Raw genomic sequence first — 11,543 nt, forward strand, 5'->3', positions numbered from 1 at the left:
CGGCGACCCAGCGGGCTGGAACGTGTGGCAGACGTTACAACCAATCGACAAGTTTCGAAGCGGGCCGCAAGTTGACCGCTTTTCCGTCAAGGGCGGGGCCTGATCGACGTTGGTCGGCGGGAGTGGTGATAGCTTTGGGCCTCGGTTGTCCACGGCGTCGCTCAGGTTGTGCCACAGATGCCAGCGGTCCGCGGACTTGGGCTGCCCCGGCACGGGCAGCTTCTGCACAGCGGGGCATGGTGGTATAGAAGACGGCCATCGCGGGATCCGGTTTGATGCTATGCGGCGATTGAGGTCGGCTCGGGGGCGGGTTGGTTGGCTGGACAGCGGTCATTCGGGCTTTGGCGAGGAGTTCCAAGCCAATGCGGCGTCCTTCCGTCCACTCGCCGGTCTTTCGACCTCGTGCGCAATTAGGTGGGGCGGTGAGCTGTGGTGATGCGGTTTCGCGGCTACCAGGTGATCATGCGGTCGGACACCAGCCCGGCGATGGCGTGCTCGACCGGGATCCGTTGGGACGGTGTTTGCGCTCGGCTTCCCGGAACCGAATCATGGCAGCTCACGGCCCTGCCCAATTGCGCACGAGGTCGTAAAGCGGCTAGCTATTTGCGAGATAGAACACTAGGACATCGTCCGCGTAAGCATGTATGATCGGCGTTCATTCCGACGGGCTGAGCTCGCCGGATGGCGTAAACGAGGTCGGAATCAGGTTGGCCGCCTGCATCTGGTCGGTCAGCTTACGCACGGCTGCCACGTCAGCCCAACGCGTGACGAGCCTGGAGTGTACGGCACGTAGTTCGTTGAGCATCCGAGCGGAGCCGTGTGCCGTGTCCACCAGCCGGGTGAGTACGGCAATCGCTTCATCCGGCTGTTCCGCGCTGACGTGGGCGCTGGCCAGCCGGGTGGCCACCACGGCCCGAACGTTCCCGCACCGCAGCGGCACAGAGGTCAACGCACTGGTGATGTGGACGACTGCCTGCTCCGCCAACTCATGTAGACCCACCCGCACCGCCAAATCTCGATAGCAGGTGCCAGTGGCGAGCGGCAACACCACATCGCTCAACCCAGGATTCCACGGCTCCAATTTTGGATTTGTCGATCGGATCAGATCGGCCGCCTCTGCGAGCCGCAGCTCGCAGTTGCGGCGGTCCCCAGCGAAGGCGTGGCCGCGTGCCTGGGCGAGACAAGCCCAGGCATTGACTTCGGGGGAGATCCCGTCGATGCGCCGGGCGGCCTCGGCTATCGCGATCGCGCCAGCGGGGTTGCCGACGGACCAGTGGACGCTGCTCTGCCGTGTGAGCGACCTGCTGACGGCGTTGACGTCGCCAGCCATCGTGGCCCATTGTTGGCCAGCGGTTGCCCAGAACAACGCCGTGGCGTAGTCCGTGCCGTCGAATCGAGCCCACGCGGCGAGCAGGGCAAACTTGGCGGCCAAGCCCACGAGCGCGGTGGCGGGTGGGTCGGATTGGCCCGCCTGCCACTGAACAACCGTCCTGGTATGGTGCTCGATGGACGTGATTAGATCTCGACTGCCAAATTCGTCACCGGCAGCGTGGTAGGCGCGCAACAACGCTTCCATCCCCGCGACGGCATCGGAGCCGGGCCGTGATGTTGGCAGGCCGCCATCGCCCAGCCCGGCCGGGCTAACCCGGGTAGCCTGCTGCCGTTCCCGCTCGACCAGCGGCCACAAGGCCGCCAACTCACCGCCGGTGTCGAACAGCCGATCAATGAGGTTGGGTAGCTCCGGAGGCGGCCATCGGTCACCGCTTTCCACCTTGCTCAGGTGCGTGTGGTCATACCCAAGTCGACGTCCCAACTCTCGCTGGGTCATGCCGCTGACGAGTCTCCAGTGGCGCAGCCGCCAGCCGAAGTAGGCCCGCAATGAGGCGCAAGGGTGCAGATGGCGTGCCATCAAAATCTCCGAAGAAGACGGGGCCGTCGATACTCGGCGGCGAAGCGGACGACCATCAGAGGAGGGGTACCAGGTCCAGCGGCCACCCCGCGAAGAGGTGAGAGTCCAGCACCGGGGCGGCTGCGTATCCGGATCGGCCCGCATCGTCAGCCTGCCGCACCAGAAACACCATTGAGGGCGGGCCCACCAACGTCTCTGCGCCGGAGCCGTCAGCCGGACGGTCCCGCTGCCGTGATGCGGCGCAACGCTGGCCCGCCTCGGGTGCGCAACCACCTGAGGCTGGCGTGCAACGCCTCGGGCAGTGGCACCGCGCCCGGGTGCCACTTGCTCTCCCACTCCAAACCGAGCCAGCCGGAATACCCGTCGGATGCGAGCAGGTTTAGGGCCGCGGCGAGCGGAACGCTGCCCGTCCCTAGCGGCAGGGGAGTCCGCTCGGTCGCGCTCGCGACGTCCTTGACCTGTACGTGCGCGAGGTGCGCGCGCAATGCCTCCATGGTTTCGCCCGGCGCCTCGCCGCAGCGCCACGGATGCAGCACATCCCAGATGGCCCGCACCCTGCGGTCCCCGACCCGCCGCAGCACTCGGGCGATATCGGCGCCCCGGGGATGCGAGTCGTGTGTTTCCAGCCAGACCGCCACGCCTGCGGGTAACCCGGCCGCGATCTCTGCGAGCCGGCGTACCGCTGCGTCGTCGGCGTCACGGCCCGGCACCGGCGCACCGGCGAACACCCTAACGGCGGAGATACCTAGGTCAGCGGCGAGCCGGGCGTGCGCGAGGGCGTCGGCCACGCACGCATCGTCGCTGCCCTCCGCGGCGACCCGCACATAGGAGGCGATGCAGATCGGCGTTACGCCCGCCAGGTCCGCCCGAGCCTGAGCGCGTTGCGCCGGGTTCAGCCCGATGTGGACCGGCTCGTCGTTGGCGGCGCGCACCTCGATGCCGGTCCAACCGGTCTGTTGTGCCAGCGCGACGACTTCCGACAGGGGCAGTCCAGAGCATCCGAGGGTGGAGAACGCAAGCCTCATCGGATGTGTGCCTCCTGGCGGCGGACCACGGTCGCTACCGTCTCGGCGGGGTTGCCGAGTGCCCACACCTGGTGGAAGGCAAGGATCGGGTCCCAGTTGACCACGGCAGGCCGGCCGCGCCCGTTGGCGGCGGTCGGATCAGCCACGACATGGGGCGCCGTGTTGAAGATTTGGCTCCTCATAGCGCCGGCACCGCCAGCTTGCGGTTCTCGCGGGCCGACTGAAGACCGAGTTCGGCGAGCTGGACGCCGCGTGCACCCGCGAACAAGTCGTGCTCGTACGGTGCTCCGGTGGCGACGGCGGTCAGGAATTGCTCCCATTGGATCTTGAAGCCGTTGTCGTATGCGTCGTTCTCGGGCACCTCGACCCACTGGGACCGGAAGTCGTGGCTGACCGGGAGGTCGGGATTCCAGACCGGTTTCGGGGTGACGTTTCGGTGCTGAATGCGGCATCCCCGCAGGCCCGCGACGGCGCTGCCGTGCGTGCCGTCGACGTGGAAGGTCACCAGTTCCGTGCGGTCGACGCGGGTGGCCCAGGAGCAGTTGACCTGCGCGATGATCCCGCCGTCTAGTTCCAGGAGCGCATAGGCGGCGTCGTCTGCCGTGGCCGTGTAGGTGTTGCCCCGTTCGTCGACGCGCTCGTGGATGTGGGTCGCCGATTGTGCGTAGATCGACCGCACGGGGGCGATGACGTGGTCGAGCACGTACCGCCAGTGCGGGAACATGTCCAGGATCATGCCGCCACCGTCCTCGGCTCGGTAGTTCCAGCTGGGGCGCTGCGCGCTCTGCCAGTCGCCTTCGAAGACCCAGTAGCCGAAGTCAATTCGCACCGACAGGATGCGTCCGAAGTAGCCCGATTCGACGAGGCGCTTGAGCTTTTGCAGACCGGGCAGGTAGAGCTTGTCGGCTACCACGCCGTGGTGGATGCCCCGTTCGCGGGCGGCGGTGGCCAACGCCAGCGCCTCGTCGAGAGTTTCGGCGGTGGGCTTCTCCGTGTAGACGTGCTTTCCGGCGGCGATGGCCTTGGTCAGTGCCGCGACTCGGGCCGTCGTCACCTGGGCGTCGAAGTAGACCTCGGCGTCGGGGTCGGCGAGCGCCTCATCGAGGTCGGTGTAGTAGCGCGTCAGCTCGTGCTGGGCACAGAGTGTCTCGAGCTTCGCGGCGCTGCGACCGACGAGGATCGGCTCGGGATAGAGCACCTCGCCGTCGGGCAGGGCGAGACCGCCCTGTTCCCGAATGGCGAGGATGGAACGCGCCAGGTGCTGGCGGTAGCCCATGCGACCGGTGACGCCGTTCATGATGATGTTGATCTTTTTCATGGTGATTCCTTCCTGCTGGACGGCAATCGGTCAGGCCATGCGGGTGAGATCGGTCAGGTGCACCTCGCCGAGCAGCGGCTTGCCGCTGGTGAAGCGCTCCACCTCGGCGGTGGCGTAGGCGCCGAACCGGCGGACCTCGCTGCCCTGCACTCCCGCCACATGCGGTGTCACCAGCACGTTTGGCAGACTGAAGAGGGGATGCCCGACCGGCAGCGGCTCCGGGTCGGTGACGTCGAGGATGGCGTCGAGGCGCCCGGAGGTGCACTCCGCTACCAGGGCGTCGGTGTCGAGCAGGCTGCCGCGCGCGGTGTTGACGACGAGGGCGCCGTCGGGCAGTAGTTTCAGCCGATCGGCGTTGATCAGGTGGCGGGTCGAGGGCAGCTGCGGGGCGTGGATGGTCAGTACCGCGCTGCGTCGGCATACCTCGTCCAGTTCGAGTAGCTGCGCGCCGAGTTCTGCGGCGTCGGCCGGCGCCAGGTACGGGTCGGCCACCAACACCTGGTGCCCGGTGGCGACGAGGCGCCGAATGACCCGACGCCCGATCCGCGATGCGCCGACGGCACCGATCACCCGGCCGTCGGCGCCGGGCCGTTCGTCGAAGGCTGCATAGTGTCCCTGCGCGTAACGGCGGGCCAGCGGCAGGACCCGCTTGACGCCGAACGCGATCGCGGCGGCGGTGAAGTCGGCTACCGGGTCGGCGTTGGCGTCGGCCGCCGATGAGACGGCGATCCCGCGCCGCCATACCTCCTCGCAGAGGTGCCCTCGCACCGAACCGGCCGCGTGGATGACCGCGCGCAGCCGTGGCGCGACGGCCAAGACCGAGGCGTCGATCGGCGGGCAGCCCCACGAGGTGATCAGGACCGTGACGTCGGCGATCCGGGGATCGTCGAAGGAGATCACTCCGGTCTCGTCTGAACCGTCGAGCAGGTCCAGTCGTGTGGCGAGCCGGGCCACGAGCTCGGGTGAGAAGGCGGCTGGCAGCACGTTAGGACGCATGGCGAACGCACCGACCGGGCGGGGGAGAGGCATATGAGCTGCTCCTATAGAAACCGTTTTCACCGACGTCGCACTGTAGTAGGCATGCCCTGACATGGTCAATCGTTCCCCGCGCTCGACAGGGCCTTGACGCGGTCGTGGTAACCGATTTATGTTCTGCGTCACTCAGGCAGCAGGAGGACGCATGACGGTCGGAGCTATCCGCCGCACCACGACCAAGCCGGGTGGACGCGCCGCAGGTCCGGCCGGGGCGCACAAACACACGCCGCTGTGGCGACGCATCGTGCGTGACCGGTTACTATGGCTGTTCCTTCTGCCCGGCCTGGCGTACTTTCTGATCTTTCACCTGGGCGCAGCGTTCGGCATGGGCATCGCCTTCACCGACTACTGGCCTGGCCAGAAGGTCGTCGAATCCAACTGGGTCGGCTTCGACGCCTTCTCGAGGATGTTCGGTGACGCCGATTTCTGGAACGCGGTGCTCAACACCGTGGAGATCTCGCTGCTCCAGTTGATCTTCTTCTTCCCCGTTCCGCTGGCACTGGCCCTGCTGCTACATAGTTTGGCTTCCACGACGATCAAGCGCCTGGTGCAGAACGTCGTCTACCTGCCGCACTTCATCTCGTGGGTGATCGTCGTGGCGGTGTTCCAGCAGATCCTCGGCGGTGCGGGCGTGATAAACGGCCTGCTCGCCGATCAGGGCCTGAGCACGATCGACGTTATCGGTAATCCTGAGGCGTTCAAACCCCTGCTCGTCGCGCAGATAATCTGGAAGGAGTCCGGCTGGGGGACGATTATTTTCCTGGCCGCGCTGACCCAGGTCGACGAGACGCTCTATGAGGCGTCGGTGGTCGACGGCGCCGGGCCCTGGCGGCGATTCTGGCACGTCACCCTGCCGGGCATCCGGCCAGTGATCGTGCTGCTGCTGGTGATGCGGCTCGGCGAGATCCTTTCGGTCGGCTTCGAGCAGATCCTGCTGCAACGCGATGCCGTCGGCCCGCAGGTCGGGGAGATCATCGATACCTTCGTGTACTTCAAGGGCATCGTCGGCGGTGACTTCCCCTACGCCGCGGCGGCCGGAATCTTCAAGGGCCTCGTCGGCGCCGTGCTCGTCTACGCCGCCAACAAGGTCGCACACCGTCTCGGCGAGCAGGGAGTCTACCGATGAGCCGGCCCGTCTGGAGTGAGAAGCCCAGCCCTGTCACGGTGGCTGCCAAGGGCGTCGCGCTCACGATCGTCTGCTTGTTGGTCATCGTCCCGTTCATCGTGGTCATCGCCACCAGCCTGGCCAGCCCTGAGGATGTGGTGGCCAACGGTGGATGGGTGCTGTGGCCCGAACATCCGACGCTGGATGCGTACCGGGAGATCTTCCAGGGCGGTCAGGTGACCCGGGCGGTGGGTGTCAGCGTCGGGGTCACCGTCGTCGGCACTGCCGTCAGCTTGATCGCGACGACGCTGCTCGCGTATGCGCTCAGCCGTCCGCAACTCGTCGGCGGTAAGAAGATCATGCTGGGCATCCTCTTCACCTTCCTGTTCCCGCCGGGCATGATCCCCGCCTTCCTCGTGGTCAAGGAGCTCGGCCTGCTCGACACCTACGCCGCGCTGATCGCCCCAGTCATGATCAACGTTTTTAACCTCGTCATCATCCGCGGCTTCATCCAGGGCCTGCCCGAGGAGCTGTTCGAGGCCGCCCGACTGGACGGCGCCAGCGAATGGCAGGCGCTGCGGCGGATCGTCATCCCACTGTCGAAGGCGGTGCTGGCCGTCATCGGCCTGTTCTACGCGGTGAGCTACTGGAACGCCTGGTTCAGCGCGTCCATCTACCTGTCGGACGAGAAGTGGCCGGTCCAGCAGCTGTTGCGCACCTACGTCATCTCGGGTGCCCAACTGGTCGACCCGTCCGCCGGTGAGTCCGGAATGGTCTCGGCCCCCGAAACCGTGCGCATGGCGGTCCTGGTCATTGCCATCGTCCCGATCATTCTGATCTACCCGTTCGTGCAGCGCTTCTTCGTCAAGGGAGTGCTGACCGGAGCCATCAAGAGCTGATCGATCCGCACATCCCGTCCCGGCACCGCCCCAGATCGTTTGTCGAGAAAGGATCCACCTTATGTCGTCCGAACTCAGCCGTCGTTCCCTGCTGCGGGCCGTCGGCCTGGGCGCCACGGCCGTCGCCGTCCCGTCGTTACTGAGCGCCTGCGGCAGCAGTCGCTCCGGCGTCGGCAGCGCCGGTAAGGATCTGGCCGCCTGGCCGACCTACCACCCCGCGAAGGTCCCGACCCCCGAACTTCCTGGCAACGCAACCGGCGTGCAGAACGGATACACCAAGTACCCCACAACGATCGGAACCGCCATCAACGGCGTGCCCGGCGACGGATCGAAGGTCCGTGCCGCGGTCATCAGCTACGGCACGCCGCCCGGGCCGAAGGAGACCAACAAGTTCCTGCAGGCCGTCAACACCGCGCTCGGCATCGACCTGGAGCTGACAGTCATCCCTGACGCCGACTACCAGGCCAAGATGGCAACGATGATGGCCGGTGACGACCTGCCCGATTTGATCAATTTCGGCGGCGGGTACGTCCTGCCACGCGAGGCGGAGCTCATCGCCAGCAACTTCGCCGATCTCTCGGAGCACCTGTCTGGCGACGCCGTTAAGGCCTATCCGAACCTCGCCAACATTCCTACCTATGCGTGGAAGGGTATGGGGCGCATCAAGGGCAGGATCATGGGTGTACCGGTCGAGCGCCCTGCTCCCGGCAACATCCTCTACCTCAACCGGCAGCTGTGGAAGGGCGCCAACCTGGACGAGGCGGCCATCGTCAAGGGCAGCTGGACCAGGGACGACGTGTTGACCGGTGCGAAGGCGCTGACCAGGGACCGCAGGTGGGCCCTCGGTGCCAGCAAGCCCCCCGCTAACTTCGGCTGGGGGGTGCACGGCGGGGCGTTCGGCGCGCCGAACTTCTGGAAGGTCGAGGGCGGCACCTTTACCCCGACCTATGCCACCGAGGAGCTCAAGCAGGCCGTCCAGTTCATGCGCGAGCTGTACGCGGCCGGGGCATACTACCCGGACGCGATGACCGTCTCGCAGGTCGACGCGAAGACCCACTTCGCGGGTCAGTCCACGGCGAGCCTCACCGACGGGTTCGGCGCGTACTCGCAGATGATCAAGTCGGCGAAGGGCGCCTACGAGGTAGCCCCGGCCCTGCCCTACCTTGGTGGTCCCGGTGGCGGCAAGGCGTGGGCCAGTCGCGGCATCTTCGGTTACACGGTCGTGAAGAAGGCTTCGCCGGAGCGGGTCAAGATGCTGCTGCGGATTCTGGACTTCCTGGCCTCGCCGTTCGGCACCAAGGAGTATGAGCTGCTGCACTACGGTGTGGAAGGCACGCACTTCACCCGTGATGCGTCGGGTGCGCCGGTGCCGACCGAGCTGTGGACGGCAGGGGATAATGCCACCAATCTGCCGGTCAAGTACCTGTGTGATGCGCCGGCGGTGCTCTACTATCCGGGTGTCTCGGCCGAGGCGATCACGCTGATGCACTCTTACGAGCGTCAGATCGAGCCCAACCTGCTGCTCAACCCGGCGTTTGGCCTGACGTCGGACACCGCGAGCAGGGTCGAGGCGGGCATCAAGAAGGCGATCGACGACGCGATGGTCGCGGTGATCACCGGCCGAGCCACTATGGACGACTGGGCCGCGGCAGTCAAGAAGTACAAGACCGACGGCGGCGACAAGATGGCCGCCGAGTACGCCAAGGAGTACGAGGCCGCGAACTGAACGCTGCGGAACGCCGGGCGTGAGCGGATCATCCGCCGCGCCCGGCCAGCCTGTCAGGTGACGGGGGCGAGGGCGACCGAGTCGCGTACCACGATGTGGGTGCCCAGCCTGACGTGCTGGCGCGGCGACCCGCCTGGTTGCAAGGCCATCCGCACCGATGTGCGCCCCAGCTCCTCATGGGGCAGATGGACAGTGGTCAGTGGCGGGTTGAGGTCCTCGGCGAAGGGGGCGTCGTCGAAGCCCATCACGCTGACGTCATGCGGAATCCGCTTGCCCGCGTCCCGCAGCGCCGCCATCGCACCCGCCGCCACATGGTCGTTGCCGCAAAAGACTGCCGTGAAATCGATTCCGCGGGCCAGCAGGTCGTTGACGCGGTCGTATCCACTGCGGCGGACCAGTTCGCCGCGGGAGATGAGCTGCGGCTCGACCGGCAAACCGTACGCTTTCAGCGCGTCCCGGTAGCCCTGGATGCGTTGCTCGCTCGTCGTATGCCCGGCGAAGCCGCCGACCATGGCGATCCGCCGGTGCCCGGCCGAGAGCAGGTGCGATGTGGCGGCATACGCGCCGCCGGTGTTGTCGTAGTCGACGTTGATCGCCGGAGTGTCCGGGCCGAGCGACGGGCGGGCACAGAGCACGAGCTTGGAGCCGGCCTCGGCGAGGCCATGGGCGAAGCGCTTCATGCGCTGAAGGTACTCGGGGGACTCGACCACGCCGCCGACCAGGATCACCGCGTCGGCGTGCTGCTCGCGCATGAGTTTGACGATTTCCAACTCTCGATCTGAGTCTCCGTGAGTGGTACAGACCAGGCAGAGCCGCCCGACCTCGGTCGCCTGCCGTTCGACGCCGGCTGCAATGTGGGCGAAGAAAGGGGAGACAAGCTCATGCACCACGATGGCTACGACCTTGGAGGTCGTTCCCGAGAGCGCCCGGGCGTGAGCGTTGACGACGTAGTCAAGGTCGCGCACCGCACGCTGGATCTTCGCGCGGGTGGCATTGGCGACCGGATAGTCGCCTTTCAATGTCCGGGAGACGGTTGCGACCGAGACTCCCGCGGCCTTGGCCACATCGCGAATGGTGGGACGCTTCGTCGGCTGGCTCACTGGGCTCCTTCGGTGAGAAAGACCCATGGTAACACTTGTGAAAGCGGTTACTGCTATCGTAACCTGTCATGCATGCCGTCGCTACGCCAGATCCATGGAATCGTTTCCGCAGGCCGGGCGGGTTGGTCTAACGCACTGATGCAGGTCATCGCACCCGCGACGCGCATCGCCGCACTGGGTCCGGGCCGCCAGCCGGTGCACGCCAGCAACCACGACCCAGGCGCGACCTGGCTGGAGCTGGTGGCCCGGCCACTCTGGGGCCTCGCCGCGTACGCCGCGGGTGGCGGCACCGCCGACACGCCATGGCACGAGGTCCGCGCCGCGCTCACCGCTGCCCTCGACCCGGAACACGCCTGGTACGTCGGGCCACCCATGGACCACGACCAACGCATCGTCGAGTCCGCCGCCATCGGCTACGCCCTCGCCGTCGCCCCCCACGAACTCTGGGATCCTCTCACCGGGCGCCAGCGGGATCACCTCTCGACCTGGCTGTCAGCGGCGGCACAGGCCGAACCCGTCGACAACAACTGGCACTTCTTTCCGCTGCTCGCCGCGACCGGGCTGCGCGCGGTGGGCGTACCCACCGATGACGCCCGAGTGACCGCGCACCTGAACCGGCTGGAGGAGTTCACCCTCGCCGACGGCTGGTACTCCGACGGCCCCGGCCAGCCCGGCAAGACCGCCCCCCGCGACTACTACGTGCCGTTCGGATTCCATTTCTACGGCCTGCTACTCGCCTCGCTCAAGGCGGTCGACGACGCACGCGCCGAGCGCTTCACCCGGCGCGCGACGGTATTCGCCACACAATTCCAGGACTGGTTCGCCAGCGACGGCGCCGGGCTGCCCTTCGGCCGCAGCCTCGGCTACCGGCTCGGCCAGGGCGCCTTCTGGTCCATGCTCGCCGCCGCCAACGTGCCCGCCCTACCCTGGGCGCGCACGCGTGGCCTCGCCGAACGGCACCTCGACTGGTGGTGGCGCCAGCCCATCGCCACCGAGGACGGCGCCCTTACCGTCGGCTACGCTTATCCCAACACAGGGGTGGTCGAGCAATACCTCGCGGGCGGATCCCCCTACTGGGGCACGAAGTTCTTCATGGCTCTCGCCGCCGAGGCGGACCATCCCTTCTGGACCGCTGAACCACAGCCCTCGCCGGCCCAGGAGTCGATCACCATACAGTCGGCCGCTGCACTCGTCATCGCCCGCGACACCGACGGCGACATCGTCGCGCTCAACGGACAGCAACCCCCGGCGTGGAACGCCCGAGGCGCCGCAGCGAAGTATGCCAAGTTCGCCTACTCCACGCTGGCCGGATTCAGTGTCCCCACCGGCGGCGATGACCTCGCCGGGGGCGCATTTGACAGCGCATTGGCGCTCAGCGATGACGGCGAGCACTGGCGTACGCGCAGAGGCGGCGAAGCCAGCCTCG

Annotated in this window: 10 protein-coding genes; 4 read left to right on the forward strand and 6 right to left on the reverse strand. The window is 66.9% G+C overall.

The window, feature by feature from the left end; translation table 11 throughout:
• Window positions 1-655 precede the first annotated feature (655 nt).
• The 5 genes from ACVCAH_RS36505 to ACVCAH_RS36525 form a co-directional block, all read right to left on the reverse strand.
• The gene (locus tag ACVCAH_RS36505) at window positions 656-1,909 is read right to left on the reverse strand and encodes a helix-turn-helix domain-containing protein (RefSeq protein ID WP_447140775.1); all 1,254 of its coding nucleotides are present in this window, start codon (window positions 1,907-1,909) and stop codon (window positions 656-658) included.
• Window positions 1,910-2,118: 209 nt separating this feature from the next.
• Window positions 2,119-2,934, reverse strand: coding sequence for a sugar phosphate isomerase/epimerase family protein (locus ACVCAH_RS36510; RefSeq protein ID WP_447140776.1), 816 nt, complete (start codon window positions 2,932-2,934; stop codon window positions 2,119-2,121).
• Entirely contained in the window at window positions 2,931-3,080 is a 150-nt protein-coding gene (locus ACVCAH_RS36515) for a hypothetical protein (protein WP_447140777.1), read from the reverse strand. The genes ACVCAH_RS36510 and ACVCAH_RS36515 overlap by 4 nt, the downstream gene beginning before the upstream one ends.
• A 32-nt stretch (window positions 3,081-3,112) precedes the next feature.
• Window positions 3,113-4,252 carry a Gfo/Idh/MocA family protein gene (locus ACVCAH_RS36520; protein ID WP_447140778.1) on the reverse strand — a complete coding sequence of 380 codons (1,140 nt, stop codon included), beginning with the start codon at window positions 4,250-4,252 and terminating at the stop codon, window positions 3,113-3,115.
• A 30-nt stretch (window positions 4,253-4,282) separates the two neighbouring features.
• On the reverse strand, window positions 4,283-5,344 hold the full coding sequence (locus ACVCAH_RS36525) for a hydroxyacid dehydrogenase (protein ID WP_447140779.1): 1,062 nt from the start codon (window positions 5,342-5,344) through the stop codon (window positions 4,283-4,285).
• Window positions 5,345-5,432: 88 nt separating this feature from the next.
• On the opposite strand from ACVCAH_RS36525, the gene ACVCAH_RS36530 reads away from it, so the two are divergent.
• From ACVCAH_RS36530 to ACVCAH_RS36540, 3 genes are all read left to right on the forward strand, one after another.
• On the forward strand, window positions 5,433-6,413 hold the full coding sequence (locus ACVCAH_RS36530; RefSeq protein ID WP_447140780.1) for an ABC transporter permease: 981 nt from the start codon (window positions 5,433-5,435) through the stop codon (window positions 6,411-6,413).
• On the forward strand, window positions 6,410-7,291 hold the full coding sequence (locus ACVCAH_RS36535) for a carbohydrate ABC transporter permease (RefSeq protein WP_447140781.1): 882 nt from the start codon (window positions 6,410-6,412) through the stop codon (window positions 7,289-7,291). Before ACVCAH_RS36530 ends, ACVCAH_RS36535 begins: the two co-directional genes overlap by 4 nt.
• 61 nt (window positions 7,292-7,352) lie before the next feature.
• Entirely contained in the window at window positions 7,353-9,017 is a 1,665-nt protein-coding gene (locus ACVCAH_RS36540) for an extracellular solute-binding protein (RefSeq protein WP_447140782.1), read from the forward strand.
• Window positions 9,018-9,070: 53 nt separating this feature from the next.
• Here ACVCAH_RS36540 and ACVCAH_RS36545 read toward each other — a convergent pair whose 3' ends face one another.
• Window positions 9,071-10,117, reverse strand: a complete 1,047-nt coding sequence (locus ACVCAH_RS36545; RefSeq protein WP_447140783.1) for a LacI family DNA-binding transcriptional regulator — start codon at window positions 10,115-10,117, stop codon at window positions 9,071-9,073.
• Window positions 10,118-10,189: 72 nt separating this feature from the next.
• Here ACVCAH_RS36545 and ACVCAH_RS36550 point away from each other — a divergent pair.
• Window positions 10,190-11,543 (forward strand): DUF2264 domain-containing protein (locus ACVCAH_RS36550; RefSeq protein ID WP_447140784.1); only part of this gene is annotated, 1,354 nt, incomplete at its 3' end.

It is taken from the genome of Micromonospora sp. LZ34 (assembly GCF_052981855.1).

What these genes read in the sequence shown, in the direction of transcription:
- ACVCAH_RS36525 (WP_447140779.1), bottom strand. Translation starts at nt 5,344, where the DNA reads ATGTCAGGGCATGCCTACTACAGTGCGACGTCGGTGAAAACGGTTTCT.
- ACVCAH_RS36540 (WP_447140782.1), top strand. Translation starts at nt 7,353, where the DNA reads ATGTCGTCCGAACTCAGCCGTCGTTCCCTGCTGCGGGCCGTCGGCCTG.
- ACVCAH_RS36520 (WP_447140778.1), bottom strand. Translation starts at nt 4,252, where the DNA reads ATGAAAAAGATCAACATCATCATGAACGGCGTCACCGGTCGCATGGGC.
- ACVCAH_RS36530 (WP_447140780.1), top strand. Translation starts at nt 5,433, where the DNA reads ATGACGGTCGGAGCTATCCGCCGCACCACGACCAAGCCGGGTGGACGC.
- ACVCAH_RS36535 (WP_447140781.1), top strand. Translation starts at nt 6,410, where the DNA reads ATGAGCCGGCCCGTCTGGAGTGAGAAGCCCAGCCCTGTCACGGTGGCT.
- ACVCAH_RS36510 (WP_447140776.1), bottom strand. Translation starts at nt 2,934, where the DNA reads ATGAGGCTTGCGTTCTCCACCCTCGGATGCTCTGGACTGCCCCTGTCG.
- ACVCAH_RS36505 (WP_447140775.1), bottom strand. Translation starts at nt 1,909, where the DNA reads ATGGCACGCCATCTGCACCCTTGCGCCTCATTGCGGGCCTACTTCGGC.